The sequence below is a fragment of the Amycolatopsis orientalis DSM 40040 = KCTC 9412 genome (assembly GCF_000478275.1).
Lineage (GTDB): Bacteria > Actinomycetota > Actinomycetes > Mycobacteriales > Pseudonocardiaceae > Amycolatopsis > Amycolatopsis orientalis.
Window position 1 is genome coordinate 41,951 of sequence record NZ_ASJB01000091.1, and the last position, 19,131, is coordinate 61,081.

Below are 19,131 nucleotides of genomic sequence, written 5' to 3' on the forward strand. Positions count from 1 at the left end.
CATGGAAGGTTTCACCGGCTGGCCACCCGAGTTCGCCGATCGCTACCGCGCCAAGGGGTACTGGCAGGGAAGCACGCTCGGCTCGATCCTCACCGACGGCGCCGCGAAGTGGCCGGACCGCGTCGCGCTCGTCGACGGTGACCGCAAGTGGACTTATCGACAATTGGCCGACTGGGCTGGTCAAGTGGCCGCCGGACTTCACGTCAGGGGGATCGGCCGAGGTGACCGGGTCCTGGTCCACCTGCCGAATCTCGCGGAGTTCGTGGCGCTGGTCTTCGGTCTGTTCCGGGTCGGGGCCGTTCCCGTGCTCGCCCTGCCGCCGCACCGGGAAAACGAGATCACCCACCTGGCCGCACTCGCCGAGGCCGTCGCCTATGTCGCGCCGGACGTCCACGGCGGCTTCGATCACCGCCCGCTCGCCCGGAAGCTGACCGGGGTCGAGCACGTGGTCATCGTCGGGGAGCCGCAGGAGTTCACCGGGTTCCAGGATCTTGCCGCGGAGACCACTGTGGACATTCCGGAGCCCGAACCCGGTGATGTCGCGGTCCTCCTGCTGTCCGGCGGGACCACCGGACTGCCGAAGCTGATCCCGCGCACCCACGACGACTATCACTACAACCTGCGTGCCAGCGCGGAAGCGGCCGGATTCGACGGTGAGACCCGGTATCTCGCCGCTTTGCCCGCCGCGCACAACTTCGCCTTCGCCTGCCCCGGTGTGCTCGGCACGCTTTGGGCGGGCGGCACGGTCACGCTCACCACGTCGGCCGATCCGGAGACGACGTTCGGCCTGATCGAACGCGAGCGGATCACCGCCACCGCGCTCGTCCCGCCGCTGGTCCTGGTCTGGCTGGACGCGGCCGAGGAGACCGACGCCGATCTGAGCAGCCTGCGGCTGGTGCAGGCGGGCGGCGCCCGGCTCAAGGACGAGGCCGCGCGCCGGGTCCGGCCTGGTCTGGGCTGTGCCCTCCAGCAGGTGTACGGGATGGCCGAGGGGCTGCTCAACTACACCGGTCTCGACGATCCCGAGGAACTGGTCACCGGAACCCAGGGGCGTCCGCTCAGCCCGGACGACGAGGTCCGCGTGGTCGACCGGGACGGGAAGCCCGTCGCCGACGGCGAGGTCGGGGAGCTGCTGGTCCGGGGCCCGTACACGATCCGCGGCTACTACCGGGCCGCCGAACACAACAAGAAGTCGTTCACAGAGGACGGCTTCTATCGCTCCGGCGATCTCGTCCGGAGGCTGCCCGGCGGCGAACTCGTCGTCGAGGGGCGCGTGAAGGACGTGATCAACCGCGGTGGCGACAAGGTCCCGGTCGAAGAGGTCGAGAACCTGCTGCTGACCCATCCCGGCGTGCACGACGTCGCGATCGTCGGCTTCCCCGACGAGGTGATGGGCGAGCGCACTTGCGCCTTCGTCATCCCCAAGGGGGAACCGCCCACCAGGCGCGCTCTCGTCGCGCATCTGACCGGACTCGGCGTGGCCGCGTTCAAGCTCCCCGACAAGGTCCGTGTCGTGGAGTCCTTTCCCCGCACCGGTCTCGGCAAGGTCGATCGCGGCGCACTCGGCGCTTTCGGACAGGAGGTCCGCTCATGACGGCGTTCGACTATCCCTTCAATTCCTTCACCGGGCTCGACCTCGCGGACGGTTATGCCGAAGCCCGCGAGCGTCCGGGCCTGACCAGGGTGCGGCTGCCGTTCGGCGAACCCGCCTGGCTGGTGACGCGGTACGAGGAGGCCAAGCAGGTCCTCGCCGACCGTCGCTTCAGCCGGGCGGAGGCGCACCGGCGCGACGCGCCGCGTGCGCTGTCGCGGATCCCCGGCGGGATCGTGACCATGGACCCACCGGAGCTGACGAGGATCCGCGGGCTGGCGGTGAAGACCTTCACGCCGCAACGGGTCGAACGGCTGCGGCCGCACGTCCGGCGGCTGGCGAACGAGTTGATCGATCTGATGGAGGACGTCGGCGCGCCCGCGGATCTGGTCAAGGACTTCTCCCTACCCATCCCGATTTCGGTGATCTGCGAACTGCTCGGGGTGCCGTCACGGGACCACGAACGGTTCCGGCTGTGGAACGACGCCCTGCTCGCCACCGATCTCCCGCCCGAGGAGGTGCAGCGCAACCTCGGTGAGCTGGCCGGGTACTTCACGCAGCTCATCGTGCGGCGCCGGGAGGAACCGGCCGAAGACCTGATCTCGGCGCTGGTCGAGGCGTGCGACGCCGACGACGAACTGTCCGAAAAGGACCTGATGCTGTTGTGTATCGCCTTGCTCGTCGCCGGGTACGAGGCGACGGCGTCCCAGATCCCGAACTTCCTCCATGTACTGCTGCGGAATCCGGAGCAGCTCGCCCGGTTGCGAGCCGAACCGGAGCTGATCCCGGACGCGGTCGAGGAACTGCTCAGGTTCGTCCCGCTGGCGTCGAGCGCGATGTTCGCGCACTACCCGTCCGAAGACGTTCAAGTCGGGGGAACGCTGGTACGCCAGGGAGAGCCGGTGCTGGTGTCGATCGGCTCGGCCAACCGTGACGCCGCGCGCTTCGAAGAAGGAGAGGCGCTCGACCTGGGCCGGAACGCCCAAGGACATCTGGCCTTCGGGTACGGGATCCACCACTGCGTCGGCGCGCCGCTCGGCCGCGTCGAACTGCAGGAAGCGGTGCGGGCACTGGTGACCCGGTTGCCGGGACTCCGGCAGGCCGGCGAGATCGAGTGGAAGACCGCGACCTTCTTCCGCGGCCCCCTGAGCATGCCCGTCACCTGGTGAGAAAGGACTTCTCCGTGTCTGTCGAAGATTTGCGCGGGCAGGTCGCCGAACTGCTCGAACTGGACGAGATCGGCGCCGACGACAACCTGATCGAGCTGGGGATGGACTCGATCACGATGATGCGGCTGGCCGGCGGCTGGCGGAAGGCCGGGGCGAAGGTCAAGTTCGCCGATCTGGTCACCACGCCCACCCTCTCGGCCTGGGAAAAGCTCCTCGCCGATGGCACTCCGGAATCCGAGCCGGTATCCCAGTCCACTGTGGACGAGTCGGGTTCCTTCCCGCTGGCGCTCATGCAGCACGCCTACTGGGTCGGCCGGGAACCGGGACAGCGGCTCGGCGGGGTCGCGGCGCACTTCTACCACGAGTTCGACGGCACCGGCGTCGAACCGGACAGGCTGGAACCGGCGGTGCGCGCGGTACTCGCGCGACACGGGATGCTGCGGGTGGTGATCAACGACGACGGCACCCAGCGCATCGCCGGACCGGGTGGCTGGCCGGGGCTGCGGGTCCACGACTTCCGCGACGCCACCGACCTCTCTGTGCTGGACGATCTCCGTGACCGGCTTTCCCATCGCCGGATGGACATCGGCGCGGGCGAGGTGTTCGACGTCCAGTTGTCGTTGCTGCCGGACGGCCGCACCCGGACGCACGTCAACCTCGACATGATCGCTGCCGACGCGCTGAGCCTGCGGGTCCTGCTGGCCGATCTCGCGCGCGCCTACCGGGGCGAACCCTTGCCGCCGCTGGACTACAGCTATCCGCGTTACCTGGCCGAACGTCGCCGTACCGGTGCCGGAGCGGAGTACTGGCGGGACCGGCTGCCGACCATGCCCGGAGCGCCGCAGCTCCCGGTCGCCGGGCAGCCCGGCGACACCGCCCGGGTGACCCGGCTGCACCGGAAGCTCACCGCGGACGAGGTCCGGACGCTGGAACACGGCGCCCGCCGTCACGGCCTGACCACCGCCATGGCACTGGCCGCGGTCTTCGCCGAGACGCTGACCGCGTGGAGTGCCGAACCCCGGTTCCTGCTCAACCTCCCGCTGTTCGACCGCGATCCACTGCACGAGGACGTGGACGCCCTCGTCGGTGACTTCACCTCGTCGGTCCTGCTGGAATGGGACGGGAGTGTGCAGGGCACCTTCGCCGAACGCGCGCGGCGGTTGCAGGACCGATTCCACACCGACGTCGCCTACACCGGGTACTCCGGCGTCGAGGTGCTGCGCGATCTCTCGCGTTCGCACGGGGAACAGGTACTCGCGCCGGTGGTGTACACCAGCGCGCTCGGGCTGGGTGAGCTGTTCTCCCGCGAGGTCCGCGAGTGTTTCGGTGACGCCGTCTGGATCATTTCGCAGGGCCCGCAGGTCTGGCTGGACGCACAGGTCACCGAACTCGACGGCGGCCTGCTGGTGAACTGGGACGTCCGCGAGGACGCGTTCGTCCCCGGGGTGCCGCAGGCGATGTTCGCCGCCTACGGCCGCTTGCTCGATCGGTTGCTCGCCGGTGCCGAGGCGTGGTCGGAGCCGGTACCGGCGTTGCTGCCGTCGTCCCAGGCCGAGGTACGCGCGGTCGCCAACGACACCACGGTCGACCGGCCGGCGCACACGCTGCACGAACCGTTCTTCTCACTCGCCGAGGCGAATCCCGGCGCTCCCGCGTTGTTGTGGGAGACCGACGGGGTCCTGAGCTATGGCGAACTTTCCGCGCGGGCACTGGAGGTCGCGGGGTATCTGCGTTCGTGCGGAGTCGAGGCCGGTGACCTCGTGGCGGTGTCCCTGCCCAAGGGGCCAGAGCAGGTCGTGGCGGTGCTCGGGGTCCTCGCCGCGGGCTGCGCGTACGTGCCGATCGGGGTGGACCAGCCGCCCGCGCGCCGCGAACGCATCCTCTCGTCGGCGGGCGTCCGGTTCGTGCTCGACTCGCTTCCGGCGGCCGGGGATCCGTTGGCGAGACCCGAGTTCGGCACGGAACTCGCGTACGTCATCTACACCTCCGGCTCGACGGGAGAGCCGAAGGGAGTCGAGATCTCCCACCCGGCCGCGGTGAACACGATCGACGACCTCAACGCCCGCTTCGGGATCGGCGCCGGGGATCGGACGCTGGCGTTGTCCGCGCTGGAATTCGACCTCTCGGTGTACGACATCTTCGGCCCGCTGTCGGTAGGTGGCGCGGTGATCTGCCCGCGTGACACAGGCCGCCGTGACGCGACCGTCTGGGCGGAGCTGGCGCGGCGGCATCACGCGACGGTGCTCAACTGCGTCCCCGCGCTGCTGGACATGCTGATGCTGGTGACCGATGAGCTGCCAGTGCTGCCGCTGCGGGTGGTGCTGCTCGGCGGCGACCGGGTCACAACGGATCTTCCAGGCAGGCTTGCCGCCCGCGCGCCGGGCTGCCGGTTCGCCGGTCTCGGTGGGACGACGGAGACCGCGATCCACTCGACGCTCCTCGAAGTCGAGACTGTCGATCCACAGTGGACTTGCGTACCGTACGGGACACCGCTGGACAACGTCGTCTGCCGCGTGGTGGACGGCCTCGGCCGGGACCGGCCGGACTGGGTCCCCGGCGAGCTGTGGATCGGCGGCGCCGGTGTCGCGCTCGGCTACCGGGGCGATCCGGACCGCACGGCGGACCGCTTCGTCGAGGTCGACGGCACGCGCTGGTATCGCACGGGCGACCTGGCCAGGTACCTGCCGGACGGGACGCTGGATTTCCTCGGCCGGGCCGATCATCAGGTCAAGCTTCGCGGCCACCGGATCGAACCGGGGGAGATCGAAGCCGCGGTGGCCGCGCATCCCGAGGTGTCCCAAGCCGTCGCCGTGGTGACCGATGACGGCAGGCTGGCCGTCGCGACGGTCGGTTCGCCGGAAGGCCTCACGGACTTCCTCGCCCAGCGGCTGCCCACGCCTATGCTGCCGGACGTCGTCGTCACACTCGACGCGTTCCCTTTGACCGCCAACGGGAAGATCGACCGGACGGCGCTGCGGCGGAGGCTGGCCGAACACCGCGACGAGCGTCCGGTCACCGCACCGGAAGGGGAGATCGAACGCCTGGTCGCCGCCGCCTGGGCCGAGATCCTGCGGGTCCCCGAGATCGGTCGCGAGCACGATTTCTTCGCGTTGGGCGGGGATTCGCTCCTGGCCACCCGGCTGATCGGCAGGCTCCGTTCCGACGGCTTGACCGGGGTATCGCTGAGCGCGTTGTTCGCCGCCCCGGTACTCCGGGACTTCGCGGCCTCGCTCGGACTCGACAAGTCCATTGTGGACGGCGGTGCTCTGGTCGCCGACCCGGAGAACCGGCACGAGCCGTTCCCGCCGACACCGGTCCAGCGTGCCTATTGGCTCGGCCGGGACAGCGGGTTCACCCTCGGCGGCATCGGCTGTCATTTCTATCGCGAGTACGACGTCGACGATCTCGACGTGCCGAGGCTGGAGGACGCGCTCGGAAAGCTGATCCGGCGGCACGAAATGCTCCGCGCGGTCTTCGACGAACGTGGTGATCAGCGGATTCTGCCGGAAGTACCCCCGCTGCGGGTGGAAGTGACCGACGAGACGCCCGAAGCGTTGCGCGAAGCCTTGTCCCATCAGGTGTTCGACCCGTCCTCCTGGCCGCTCTTCACGGTGCGCGGAGTACGGCACGGCAACCGGACCAGGCTCGCGATCGGCATGGACAATCTGGTGCTCGACGCGTTGAGCATCCTCACCTTCTACGCCGAACTCGCCGCCCTGTACGAGAATCCGGACGCCGAGCTGCCACCCGTCGACCTTTCGTTCCGCGACTACGTCCTCTCCACCCCGCCTCCTTCCCCGGCGGCGGAGCGCTATTGGAGCGAGCAGCTGCCGACACTGCCGCCCGCGCCGCAACTGCCGCTGGCCAAGGAACCGGCCGAGGTCGGCGTCCCGCGCTTCAGCCGTCGCGCCGCCGTCATCGAGGCCGCCCGGTGGACGAGGATCACGGACCAGGCGCGGGAGCACGGCGTGACGCCGTCGGCGGTGCTGCTGAGCGCCTTCTCCGAGGTGGTCGGCCGGTGGAGTGCCCGTGCCGACCTCACGCTGAACCTCACCCTGTTCGACCGCCGTGAGGTGCATCCGGATATCGGCCGGGTGATGGGCGACTTCACGTCGCTGCTGCTCGTCGGCTACCGGCCCGAACCCGGCGACGGCTGGCTGGATCGCGCCCGCCGGGTGCAGGAGGAACTGTGGGCGGCGCTGGACCACCGCGACGTTTCGGCAGTGCACCTGCGCCGGGAGCTCGCGCGGACCACGGGCGACCCCGAGGTCGTCATGCCGGTGGTGTTCACGAGCGCGCTGGGCGTGGGCGCGGACCGGTCGTCCGGCGGGTTGTTCGCCGACCAGGTCTGGGGTGTCTCGCAGACCCCGCAGGTGTGGCTCGACCACCAGGTCACCGAGGCCGACGGCGGGATCGCGATCAACTGGGACGCCGTCGACGAACTGTTCCCGCCGGGGCTGCTCGACGCGATGTTCGAGGCGTACCTGAAGCTGATCGACCTCCTGGTGACCGAGGACTGGCGTGCGCCGGTGGCCGATCTGCTGCCCGCCGCGCAAGCTTCGGTGCGGGCCGCGGTCAACGCCACCGAAGGTCCGCTGCCGGAGCGCGCCCTGCACGCGGACTTCTTCCGGCTGGCCGCCTCGGATCCCGGCCGTGTCGCCCTGGTGGGGAGCCTGACCTACGGCGAACTCGCCGAACGGGCCCTGCGGACGGCGTCCGCGCTGGTTGCGCAGGGGGCACGACCCGGCGACCGGATCGCGGTCGTGCTGCCGAAGGGCCCGGAGCAGGTCGTCGCCGTGCTCGGGGTGCTCGCGGCGGGATGCGCGTATGTGCCGATCGGTGTCGATCAGCCGCCCGCCAGGCGTAATCGCATCCTGAAACTGGCGGAGGTCCGGCTGGCGATCACCGATGACACGTCCCGGGCGGGCACGGCCGTCGCCGTCGTCCCCGCCGCCGCGGCGTCGTTCCCGCCGTTGCCCGCCGCGGCGATGCCCGATCCCGACGAGTCGGCGTACGTGATCTTCACGTCGGGCTCGACCGGCGAGCCGAAGGGCGTCGAGATCACCCATCGGTCGGCGTTGAACACCATCGACGACCTCAACGCCCGCTTCGGCGTCGGCCGGGACGACCGGGTGCTCGCGGTGTCGGCGCTGGACTTCGACCTGTCGGTGTACGACGTCTTCGGCCTGCTTTCCGTGGGCGGCTCGGTCGTCACGATCGACGAGGACGACCGTCGCGACGCGCGGCGCTGGCACGAACTGGTGACCGGGCACGGGGTGACGATCTGGAACACCGTGCCCGCGCTGCTGGACATGCTGCTGGTCGTCGCGCCGTCGGTCCCGTCGCTGCGGCTCGTGCTCGTCTCCGGTGACTGGGTCGGCCTCGACCTGCCCGGCCGGGCGGCTGACCTCCGGTTCGTCGCGCTCGGCGGGGCGACCGAGGCGTCGATCTGGTCGAACTTCACCGAAGTGACCGAGGTGGATCCGGAGTGGCGGTCCATTCCGTACGGGAAACCGTTGCGCAACCAGGCTTTCCGGGTGGTCGACGAGCTGGGACGCGACTGCCCGGACTGGGTGCCCGGCGAGCTGTGGATCGGCGGCGCCGGTGTCGCGCGTGGCTATCGCGGCGCCCCGGACCTGACCGCCGACCGGTTCGTCGAGGTCGGCGGCACACGCTGGTACCGGACCGGCGACCTCGGCCGCTACTGGCCCGACGGCACCCTGGAGTTCCTGGGCAGGCGGGATCAGCAGGTGAAGATCCGCGGCCACCGCATCGAGCTGGGCGAGATCGAGGCGGCGCTGCTCGAAGCGCCCGGCGTCACGCAGGCCGTCGCCGCGGTCCACGGCACGGGCGCGGACCGGCGGCTGGTCGCGGCCGTCACCGGAACGTCCGAAGTGGACAGTGTACTCGCCGACGCCGCCACCCGGTTGCCGTCGCATATGGTGCCGGAACGCCTCGTCCCGGTGGACCGGATCCCGCTGAGCGCCAACGGGAAACTCGACCGTGCCGCGGTCGCCGCACTGGCCGCGCCCGCACCCGTCGAGGTCATGGAGGAGCCGCGGGGTGAGTGGGAACCGGCGGTGGCCGGGCTGTGGAGGGAACTGCTGGGCCTGGAGACCGTCGGGCGTCGGCAGAACTTCTTCACGCTCGGCGGCGACAGCCTGCGCGCGACCCGGATGCTGGAGACGGTGCGGCAGCGCTACGACGTCGTCCTGCCGCTGCGGTCGCTGTTCGCCGAGCCGACGGTGGAGGGAGTCGCGCGAGAACTGGCCGCCTTGGTGCCCGGGGAATCGGAGGAAGGAACCCTCTGACCCTTCGCCCGTCGCCACGCGTTTAGTCGACTAACCGCGGCCAGGTAGTGAAGGCCTCCTTGCCTACCTTGAGGGTAGGGAAGGAGGCCTTCACGTACTGGGGAAGGTGTGAAGGCCAAGTTTCCTCGGCTGAGCCGATGGAAGGGAGCCTTCACGCGCTACAGGTCTCGGTCACGCCACCCTTGACTTACCCCTCACTAGAACGGCACTTAGCACTCACGATCCACCCGGTCCGGTGCGGTCGGGGAGCGCGTTTAGTCGGCTAAATGCGCTCGGGGCGTGGCCGAGGGGGTGTGGGCATGCCGAGGGGCCCGTCGCCGGTGTGGCTGGCGGGCTCCTCGGGTGGTGCAGGGTCAGGCGGCGCGGTGGNNAGGCGGCGCGGTGGAGGGTGTTGCGCCGGGTTCTTCGGAGCGGGTCCAGATACTGGGGCGGAATGAACTCGGGCAGGCCGTCGGCGGCCATGCGGACTTCCCAGTCGCCGTGGTGGATCAACCTGTGATGGAACCCGCACAGCAGGGTGAGATTCCGCAGGTCAGTGGGTCCGCCGTCTGCCCAGTGATGAATGTGGTGGGCGTGACAGTTCTTCGGCCGCCGATGACAGCCCGGGAAGGCGCAGCCCCCGTCACGGATGTTCAACGCCCGTCGCTGGCCTGGGGTGACGAACCGTCGCATGCGTCCCACGTCCAGCGGCTCACCAGCCGCGTTGAGAACGACCGGAAGCATGAGGCAGTCGCAGGCCGCCATCCGGGCGTCGCGGGCGGTCATCGTCCCGACGAAATCCACACACGCGGTGCCGAGACCCGACTTCAGCTCCTCCAGGCCGATGGTGACATGGACGAGGGTGCGGTAGCCGGAGGTCCCCGGTTGGTCGGGGCAGGCGACCGCCAAATCGACCAGGTCCACCCACGCATCACCGAGACGTTCGGGTTTGGTCCGCAGATCGGCCTGTCCGAACTCGTCGACCGGGCGCGGCGCAGCGTAGGCCTCCAGGGCCGCGGCGGTGCGGGCACCGGCTTCGTCGTCGAGGAGCCCGTTGAGTTTCCAGAACCCGTCTTTGCGGCGCTCCAACGTCAACTCGCGGCGGGGCTGCTTCGGCTCAGGCTCTTTCGGCTCAGCCCCGTCAGGATCCAGCCAGCCGAGTAGGTTCTGTTCGGCTTCCGCCAGTTGCCGGGGACCGGCGTGCCGGGCCAGGTCGGCCAAGGTCTTCTCCGCGCTCTCCCGGTCCTCTATCGACGTATCCAGCGGCAGGCTCGCCAGGAAGTCCAGAACCTGCTGGATCCGTTCGTCCCCGACCGCCCCCTCAGCAGCAGCGGCCGCGGTAGCGGGCGCCAAGGGAGGAAGCTCGGTCCCATCCAAACCACGCGTGGGATTCAACGCGATCGCCCGATTCACCACCGGCCGCGCCTCACCGAAGGAAAGTCCCGCCACATCAGCGAACCATTTGATCGTCGATCCGTAGCCGTACAAGTCTTTCGCGCCCCGAGACTCGATCTCCGCCAGATACCGCCCCAGTCCGGCGGTGGCGACCCGGATCACCTGCAGGAACTGTTGCACGCCATGGGCAAGCTCCAGCTTGCCAGCGCGCCACAGCTCCTGCGGCAACTCGGGAAGGATCGTCTCGGACACCCCACGATAATACCAAAGAAATTCGAACACATGTTCGTAATTTTGAGCAACAATAAAACGGCGAACTTAATACTGAAGAGTGATTCGCGGGGAACGCCACGGCTACTCTGTGAAGCGGAACGTCGGCGGTCCAGACCACTGCCGCCCGGCACGCAGCGTGGCGAAGGTGATCACTCCACGAGAAAGGTCGCCACCCCGGGAACCGGGGACGACCTTCCGACGACTTGTGGGGCTGGATCCTGTGGCCCGGCGAGCGGAGAGAGATGCACTGGTACGAGGACGACGACCTGTGGGTCGGCTTCGCGGACGTGATGTTCCCGCCCAGCCGGGCCGAAGAGGCCGAACGCCTGATGGCCACGTCGCCGCTGCTCAAGGTGGCCGACGGCGCGAGGGTGCTCGATCTCGCGTGCGGTCCGGCGACCCACGTCCTGCCACTGGCGAGGAAGGGCGCCGAGGTGACCGGCGTCGACCTCAGCCCGGCCATGCTCGAACGCGCGCGCGAAGTGTGTGAAGCGGCCGAAGTCAGCGTCAAGCTCGTACAGGCCGACATGCTCGAGTACGTCGAGCCCGGCACGTACGACCTGATCATCAACATGTACACGTCGTTCGGCTACTTCACCGAGCCCGGCGACAACCGGACGGTGCTGCGCAACGCCTTCGCCAGTCTCGCGCCCGGCGGCTCGCTGCTGGTCGACGTGCTCGGCAAGGAGGTGCTGGCCGGCTGGGTGGGCCGCCCCCAAGCGGTCGACGTCGACCGCGGGACGGTGTTCATGCGCGACACCATTCTCGACGACTGGACCCGCCTCAAGACCGACTGGACCCTGGTCCGGGATGGTGAAGTGAAGCAGGCGTCGATTCTGTCCTTCCTCTACAGCGCGGCGGAACTGAAGGCGCTGTTCGAGGCGGTGGGCTTCACGGACGTCGAGTGCTTCGGCGACTTCGACGGCTCGCCGTACGACGACAGCGCGCGCCGCCTGATCGTGCGTGGCGTCCGTGCGGGCTGAGCCGCTCCGCCTCTTCGCGGAGCCCGACGACGAGACCGTCCGATCGCTCCGGCTCACCGGTCCGGTGATCCTGCTGTCGGCGGCACTCGTGCTTTCGCTGGTCGCGGGCATCGCGCTCGGCCCGACCACCGTCGCCCTCCCGGATGTCCTGCGCTACCTGGGCAAGGCGATCACCGGCGGCACCATCACCGCCGACGACGTCACCGGGTACTCGATCGTCTGGCAGGTTCGCACCCCCCGCGTCCTGCTCGCGGCCGTGGTCGGCGCCGGGCTCGCGGTGGTGGGGGTCGCGGTGCAGGCCCTGGTGCGCAACGCCCTCGCCGATCCGTTCGTGCTCGGGATCTCCTCGGGTGCCTCGGTCGGCGCGGCCGCGGTGGTGGTGTTCGGCCTGTTCGCGGGGCTCGGGGTGCTGGCGCTGTCCACGGCCGCGTTCCTCGGGGCACTGGGTGCGACGGCGCTGGTGTACCTCGCCGCCCGCAGCAAATTCGGCCTGACGCCGTTGCGTCTCGTGCTCACCGGCGTCGCGCTCACCTACGCCTTCCAAGCCGTGATGAGCGTGCTCGTCTACCTGTCGCCGAACGGCCAGGCCGCGCAGACCGTGCTGTTCTGGCTGCTCGGCAGCCTCGGGGCGGCGACCTGGGCGTCCCTGCCGCTGGCCGCGCTGGGGGTGGCCGTCGCGATCGTGGTCCTCCTGCGCTACGGCACCGCGCTCGACGTCCTGTCCATGGGCGACGAGACCGCGGTCAGCCTGGGCATCGACGCGGCCGCGTTGCGCCGCTGGCTCTTCCTGCTCACCGCGATCGTCACCGGGTTGCTGGTGGCGGTGAGCGGATCGATCGGGTTCGTGGGGCTGGTCCTGCCGCATGTGGTGCGGATGGTCGCCGGTTCGGGGCATCGTCGCGTACTCGCGCTCGCCCCGCTGGTGGGCGCGGTCTTCCTGGTCTGGGTCGACCTGCTCGCCCGCACCCTCGTCGCGCCGGAGGAGCTGCCGCTCGGCGTGATCACCGCGCTGATCGGCGTCCCGGTGTTCCTCGTGGTGATGCGGCGCCGCGGTTACGCGTTCGGGGGCCGCTGATGTTGTCCCTGCGCGAACTGTCGGTCGAAGTCGCGGGTTCGACGTTGATCCGCGCGCTGAACCTGGACGTCGGCGCGGGTGAGGTCGTCGGCCTCCTCGGGCCCAACGGCAGCGGCAAGTCGACAGCGCTGCGCTGTGTCTACCGGGCGTTGACACCGTCCAGCGGCGTCGTCCTGCTCGACGGCGCCGACATCGCGGAGCAGGGCCTGCGCGACACCGCCCGCCGGATCGCCGCGCTCACCCAGGACAGCCGCGCGGATCTGGATTTCACCGTCGAGGAGGTCGTCGCGCTCGGCCGGTCGCCGCATCAGCGCGGCAATCTCCGGCTCTCGGCCCGCGAACGCGCGTTGTGCCGGGAAGCGTTGCGCCGCATGGACATCACCCACCTCGCCCAGCGCAGTGTGCTGACGCTTTCGGGTGGCGAGCGCCAGCGGGTGCTGGTGGCGCGGGCGCTGGTCGGGGAGCCGGAGGTGCTGATCCTCGACGAGCCGACCAACCATCTCGACGTCCGCCATCAGGTCGAACTGCTGAAGTTCCTGCGCGACTGCGGGCTCACCGTGCTCGTCGCGCTGCACGACCTGAACCTCGCCGCCGCCGTCTGTCACCGGATCGCGTTGCTGCGCGGTGGATCCCTCGCCGCCTGCGGTACCCCGGCCGAAGTCCTCACGCCCGAAACGGTCCAGGCGGTGTTCGGCGTCCAGGTCACGCCGGTGACCCATCCCGCGACAGGCGCGCTCCAGCTGCTCTACGACCTTTCGACCGAAGAAACCGAGGGGATCTCACGATGAAGCCGTCCAGGGTGACCGCGCTCTTCGCCGCGGCACTGCTCCTGAGCGCCTGCGGTGCCCAGGTCGAGGCCGGGCCCGCCGCCCCGGCGCAGGCCACGGTGACCAACTGTGGCGCGCAGGTCACTTTCCCCGTGCCGCAACGTCCGGTGGCCTACGACGTCTCCGGCGCCGAGAAGATGTTCGCGCTCGGGCTCGCCGGCCGGATGCGCGGGTACGTCATGAACTCACTCGGCGACCCGTCGATCGCCGGTTCGCCGTGGAGGGACGACTACGCGCGGGTCGAGCGGCTCGGCACGTCGCGTGTCACCCGCGAGATCCTGGTCAACGCCAAGGCGGACTGGGTGATCGCCGGATGGAACTCCGGGTTCAGCGAGGAACGCGGGATCACCCCGAAGCTGCTCGACCAGATCGGCATCCGCAGCTATCTGCATACCGAGACCTGCTGGGAATACCCGGCCGCGAAGGCCGAGGTGACACCGCTGGAGGCGCTCTACACCGATCTGCGCAACCTCGGCGACATCTTCGGCGTCCGCCAGCGGGCCGACGAACTGGTCGCGGAACTGAAGGGGCGCTTCGACAAGGTCCGTGCCGGAGCGCCGAAGACCCCGCCCGCCAAGGTGTTCGTCTACGACTCCGGCACCGATCAGCCCTTCACCTCCGGGAAACACGCCGCTCCCAACGACATCATCGACGCCGCGGGCGGGACGAACGTCTTCCGTGAGCTCCAGGACGGCTGGGGCAGCGTCGGCTGGGAAGCGGTGGTGAAGGCCGAGCCCGAGGTGATCGTCGTGGTCGACTACGCCGACCAGCCTGCCAAGGACAAGATCGCGTTCATCAAATCGGCGCCACAGCTGAAGAACACGCCCGCCGTACGCGACAACCGGTTCCACGTCATCTCCTACGGCGACCTCGTGAGCGGCCCGCGCAACGCGGCGGGCGCCGAATCGCTGGCCGCGTACCTGCGTTCGATCGGCCGGTGACCGCGATGACCGGGCTGATCCACGACCACGTCACCGACGCGATCAAGACACCGGCGCTGATCCGCCTCGCGCCGAACATCGTGCTGCTCCGGTTCGAAACCCTCAAGGTCTACGCGGCGCTCGGCGCGGTCCGCTCACTCCTCGCCGACGGCACGGTCCGAAAAGGACAGACGCTGATCGACAGCTCCAGTGGGATCTACGCGCTCGCACTGGCGATGGCATGTCACCGTTACGGCCTGCGGTGCCACATCGTCGCGTCCACCACCGTCGACCTCACGATGCGCTCGCAGCTGGAGATCCTGGGTGCGACGGTGGACCAAATGCCGCCGTCGGAGGATCTCCGCCTCGATCAGCGGCGCCGCGTCGCCCGCGTGCACGAACTGCTGGCGTGCCATCCGGACATGCACTGGATGCGCCAGTACCACGATCCCGTGCACTACCTGGGCTACGGCGAAGTCGCCGGTCTGGTCGCCCGCGCCCTGCCGTCCGGGCCGCTGACCGTCGTCGGCAGCGTGGGCACCGGCGCCTCGACCGGCGGGATCGCCCGGGTGCTGCGCGAACGCGATCCGGACGTCCGCCTGGTCGGGGTCCAGCCGTTCGGCAGCGTCACGTTCGGCAGCGATCGGTTCACCGATCCGGACGCGATCATCGCGGGGATCGGCTCGGCCATCCCGTTCGACAACGTCGATCACGAGCTGTACGACCGGATCCACTGGCTCGACTTCGTGCACGCGATGGCCGCGACCGTCGGCCTGATGCGCGAGCACGCCGTGTTCGCCGGGCTTTCGACCGGTGCCGCGTATCTCGTCGCGGGCTGGGAGGCCGCCCGGAATCCGGATCGGACCCACGTCGTGATCGGCGCCGACACCGGGCATCGTTACACGGCAAGGGTCTTCGCCCGGCATCGCGAGGCGCTCGATCCGGCGGGGCTCGCGCCGCGTGAGATCGTGTCACTGGACGACCTCGCCCTGCCGTGGGCGGCGATGGACTGGCGGCGCCGCCGATTCGGGAAACCCGCACAACCGCTGTACCGGAAGGAACGAGCGTCATGACCATCGTGCTGCTGGAGGCGCTCACCTTCGGCCTGGGCAGGCTGGCCGACGCCGCGGCGGAGGCCGGGCGGAAACTGGTGCTGTTCACCGGAAACCGCGACATCTACCGCTACGAACTCGGGATGCTCGCCCCCGACAGGGTCGCGGTCGTCGACATCGACACCACCGATCTCACGGCCTGCGAAGCCGCGTTCCACGCCATCCCGGATCTCGCCGGGATCATCAACTCCACCGACACCTGGGCCCTGCCGGGCGCCGAACTCACCGCCCGGTTCGGCCTGCCCGGTCCTGACGCGGCGGCCGTCCGCGTGCTGCGGGACAAGGGCGCGGTGCGTGAGCTGCTGTACGAACACGGGCTCACCCGCGGCCGCCCGGCGCCCGTGATGGTCGCCGAAGAACTCGGTTTTCCTTTGGTGATCAAGGATTCCTCGGGTACGTCGTCACGCGGTGTATGGCTGGTCCGCGACGCCGCCGAACTCGAACGAGTCAGGTCGGCGGCGAAGGACACGCCGCTCAAGGGACATCTGATCGCCGAACCCTATTTCGCCGGCCCGCTCTACAGCGCCGAAACCCTTACCTGGCAGGGAAGGACCAGGCTGCTCGGGATACTGTCCCGTCAGTTGTCGCCGGAACCCGTGCGGCGCGAGGAGGCCGCGGCGTTCCCGGTGGCCTTCCCGCACACCGAGCACGCCCAGCTGGCCGAATGGATCGGTCAGGTGCTCAAGGCCGCCGGGCACGAGCAGGGCTTCGCGCATACCGAATTCGTCCTCACCGCCGACGGGCCGGAGGTCGTCGAGATCAACATCCGGATCGGCGGGGCGATGCTCGGCGAGGCGCTGTGCCGGTCGCTGGGCACCAACGTCTATTCGGCGATGATCTCCCTGGCGCTCGGCGAAGAACCCGCGCTGCTCACGCAGGAAATCGGTGGGGGACCCGGGATCGGGTTCGTCCTGGCGTATCCCGCGGTGGAAGGCGTGCTCAAGGGCTGGTCCGGGCTCGATCGGCTGCCCGGCCTTCCCGGAGCGCCGGAGTGGTACCCGACGGCGAGTCCCGGTGACGAGATCCGGCACCTCACGGATCAGCGGTCCTGTACCGGGATCGTGCTGGCCGAGGGGCCGACGGCGGAACTCGCCCTGCATCGCGCGCTCGCCGCGGCGGGCGGGATCACCCCCGAGATCGAGCCGTTCCCCGGTTCTTGAGAATTCTCTCAGATGGATAGCTCTACTTTCTGTTTTGGGAAGTGAAGCTATCCATCCGGGAGGAAACTGTGGGCGAAGCAGTGGGCAGGCGCGCGGTGCTCGGGGGTGCGGCGGCCGCCGGTGTGGCGATGCTGGCCGGGAACACCGCCACGGCGCAGGAAGCTCAGCGAAGCAGGGGGCGGTTCGCGGGCAAGGTCGTGCTCGTCACGGGGGCGACGTCGGGTATCGGCCGCGAGACGGCAATCGCCTTCGCCGCGGCCGGAGCCAAGGTCGGTTTCTGTGGCAGGCGGGAAGAACTCGGCCGCGAGGTCGAGCGGGAGATCCGCCGTGCGGGCGGGGAGGCGACCTACCTCAAGGCGGACGTCCGGGTGCCGGAGCAGGTCCAGGCGTTCGTGGACGACGTCGCCCGCCGATACGGCAGGCTCGACATCGCGTTCAACAACGCCGGGATCCATCTCGCGAAGCCGGTGCACGAGATCTCGCTCGATGACTGGGAGGACGTCCAGCGCACCAACGCGCGCGGCATGTTCCTCGCGATCAAGTACGAGGTCCCGCATCTGCTGAAGGCGGGCGGCGGGGTGATCGTCTGCACGGCTTCCGCGCAGGCGGACCACACCCGGCCAGGCCACGCCGCCTACACCGCGAGCAAACGGGCCGTCCAGGGTCTGGTGCGCGCGGCCGCCCTGGACTACGGCGCCAAGGACATCCGGGTGCTTTCGATCGACCCGGGGACGACCGACACGCGACTGGTGCGCCCGCCGGGGATCCCGGACGACCTGTGGGCGCGGTTCAAGCGGGCTTGGGGACCGCTGAATGTCCACGGCCTGCCGAGGATGGGTGAGGCCAAGGAGATCGCTTCGGCCGTGCTGGCGTTGTCCTCACCGGACTTCGCCTACCTGACCGGTACTTCCGTCCTCGTCGACGGCGGGTTGAACGCCGGGCGGCCGATGACGATGCCGCCCGGCTTCACCCCGCCGGCCTGAGTTCAGGAGGAAGGAGCGCATTTCTTGGCGGCTGCGGCGGCGGCCAGCAGTTCCGGCGAGTCCATTTTGAGGCTCGCGAAGGGATCGGTGGTCTCCATCAGCGGCTTCTGGGCCGCTTCCAGGGCCTTGAGTCCCTGGTCCAGCGCGGTTTTGCCGGTGGAGGCGTCGAGTTTCCGTTTCCCTTCGGCCGCCGCGTCCCGTGCCGCGACGAAGCGATCCACAGTGGACTTCTTCGCCGCGTCCCCGCCCGGGATCGGTGACGCGGGCAGGGCGGTCAGCTCGTCGACGACCTTGCCCGCGAGTCCGGCGCGAACCCCGAGGTTTTCGCTCAGCCAGCTGCGCGTCACCTCGACGCCCGATCCCTGCTTGCTCGCGTGATCGTTGCTGGCCTTGATATAGCCGAACAGTGCGCCGCACATTCCGTCGAGCCAGGCCACCGTCTTCGGGTCGGGCCCGGCGGGTGACGAGGGTGCCGGGGACGACGGGGTGACGGTGACGGTCACCGGTGCCGCCTGCGGCGCCTCCCCCGAACACGCCGTCACCACGAACAGCGCACCTGCCAGGGATGCGAGCAGAAGTTTCGTCTTCATGGGATCTCCCTCCGGGGTGAATACGCACCGAAGGGGCCCGAGGTTGCCACGGGTTCTCAGCCGCAGTGCCCCATGAGCCGTGCCAGCTCCTCGGGCCGCAACGGTGGTTCCGGCAACCGGTTCGCGGCCGCGGCCCGCATCCCGTCGAACAAGAGCGCGAGGTGGCGGCGCCAGGCGTCCGGTCGGAGGGCCGCGGTCGCCTCCACCGTGCGAGCGATGCCCCAGGTCACGAAGGCCATGTCCTCCAGGGTGAAGTCGGCGCGCAGAGCGCCGCTCTCCTTGGCGCGGTCGACGATCCGGGTCATCAGCTCGTACCCGCGTTCGTGGTCGCCCGCCGGCGGCGGCCGGGTCGAGGCCAGTTCGTTGTAGCCGCGGTCCGCGGCCTGCAGTTCGCAGATCCGTTCCACGAAATGCGTCAGCCCGGCCCAGGGGTCGTCGAGGGCCAGCGCGTGTTCCGCGATGCTCACGACGGTCTTCGTCCGGTCCGCGAACACGGCGTCCACCAGCTCCGCGCGCTGGGGGAAGTGGTTGTACAGCGTGCCGATGCTGACGCCCGCCGTCTTGGCGATCTCTTCGAGCGCGACGTCGAGACCGCGCACCGCGTAAAGGCCCCTGGCGGCCTCGACCAGCAGGTCGCGGTTGCGCTGGGCGTCCTTCCGCAGTGGTTTGGCCATACCGGGATCCTAGCCAAGTTGAAGGCGGCCTCAACTTGTGTGTACCTTCGAAGAAGTTGAGGGCATCCTCAACTTAATTCTTCTGGGAG

Annotated in this window: 12 protein-coding genes and 1 pseudogene; 10 read left to right on the forward strand and 3 right to left on the reverse strand. The window is 69.5% G+C overall.

From position 1 onward, the window contains the following. Position 1 precedes the first annotated feature (1 nt). Genes L324_RS36840 through L324_RS36850 form a run of 3 tightly spaced genes read left to right on the forward strand, consistent with a single transcriptional unit; the run spans position 2 to position 9,071 of the window. A complete protein-coding gene (locus L324_RS36840; RefSeq protein ID WP_037319947.1) occupies positions 2-1,594 on the forward strand; it encodes a (2,3-dihydroxybenzoyl)adenylate synthase in 1,593 nt (530 codons plus the stop codon). Further along, the gene (locus L324_RS36845; protein ID WP_037319948.1) at positions 1,591-2,760 is read left to right on the forward strand and encodes a cytochrome P450; all 1,170 of its coding nucleotides are present in this window, start codon (positions 1,591-1,593) and stop codon (positions 2,758-2,760) included. The genes L324_RS36840 and L324_RS36845 overlap by 4 nt, the downstream gene beginning before the upstream one ends. A gap of 14 nt (positions 2,761-2,774) precedes the next feature. Continuing rightward, positions 2,775-9,071 (forward strand): non-ribosomal peptide synthetase, encoded by a 6,297-nt coding sequence (locus tag L324_RS36850; RefSeq protein ID WP_201769698.1) that lies wholly within the window; start codon positions 2,775-2,777, stop codon positions 9,069-9,071. A gap of 381 nt (positions 9,072-9,452) precedes the next feature. Here L324_RS36850 and L324_RS36855 read toward each other — a convergent pair. After that, a pseudogene (locus L324_RS36855) lies at positions 9,453-10,697 on the reverse strand (HNH endonuclease signature motif containing protein); the annotation flags it as partial. A 263-nt stretch (positions 10,698-10,960) separates the two neighbouring features. On the opposite strand from L324_RS36855, the gene L324_RS36860 reads away from it, so the two are divergent. The 7 genes from L324_RS36860 (at position 10,961) to L324_RS36890 (ending at position 17,778) form a co-directional block, all read left to right on the forward strand. Then, on the forward strand, positions 10,961-11,701 hold the full coding sequence (locus L324_RS36860) for a class I SAM-dependent methyltransferase (protein ID WP_037319951.1): 741 nt from the start codon (positions 10,961-10,963) through the stop codon (positions 11,699-11,701). Continuing rightward, entirely contained in the window at positions 11,691-12,776 is a 1,086-nt protein-coding gene (locus tag L324_RS36865) for a FecCD family ABC transporter permease (RefSeq protein ID WP_438938479.1), read from the forward strand. The genes L324_RS36860 and L324_RS36865 overlap by 11 nt, the downstream gene beginning before the upstream one ends. Next, entirely contained in the window at positions 12,776-13,564 is a 789-nt protein-coding gene (locus L324_RS36870) for an ABC transporter ATP-binding protein (protein ID WP_081736588.1), read from the forward strand. Before L324_RS36865 ends, L324_RS36870 begins: the two co-directional genes overlap by 1 nt. Beyond that, the gene (locus L324_RS36875; RefSeq protein WP_037319956.1) at positions 13,561-14,544 is read left to right on the forward strand and encodes an ABC transporter substrate-binding protein; all 984 of its coding nucleotides are present in this window, start codon (positions 13,561-13,563) and stop codon (positions 14,542-14,544) included. The genes L324_RS36870 and L324_RS36875 overlap by 4 nt, the downstream gene beginning before the upstream one ends. Continuing rightward, positions 14,541-15,596, forward strand: a complete 1,056-nt coding sequence (locus tag L324_RS36880; RefSeq protein ID WP_037319958.1) for a cysteine synthase family protein — start codon at positions 14,541-14,543, stop codon at positions 15,594-15,596. Before L324_RS36875 ends, L324_RS36880 begins: the two co-directional genes overlap by 4 nt. Further along, the gene (locus tag L324_RS36885) at positions 15,593-16,795 is read left to right on the forward strand and encodes an ATP-grasp domain-containing protein (RefSeq protein WP_037319961.1); all 1,203 of its coding nucleotides are present in this window, start codon (positions 15,593-15,595) and stop codon (positions 16,793-16,795) included. Before L324_RS36880 ends, L324_RS36885 begins: the two co-directional genes overlap by 4 nt. A 68-nt stretch (positions 16,796-16,863) precedes the next feature. After that, entirely contained in the window at positions 16,864-17,778 is a 915-nt protein-coding gene (locus tag L324_RS36890) for an SDR family NAD(P)-dependent oxidoreductase (protein ID WP_037319963.1), read from the forward strand. Positions 17,779-17,780: 2 nt separating this feature from the next. Here the strand turns inward: L324_RS36890 and L324_RS36895 are convergent, their stop codons facing one another. Further along, positions 17,781-18,368, reverse strand: coding sequence for a hypothetical protein (locus L324_RS36895; RefSeq protein WP_037319965.1), 588 nt, complete (start codon positions 18,366-18,368; stop codon positions 17,781-17,783). A gap of 56 nt (positions 18,369-18,424) precedes the next feature. Then, entirely contained in the window at positions 18,425-19,042 is a 618-nt protein-coding gene (locus L324_RS36900) for a TetR/AcrR family transcriptional regulator (protein WP_037319968.1), read from the reverse strand. Between the last annotated feature and the right edge of the window lie 89 nt (positions 19,043-19,131).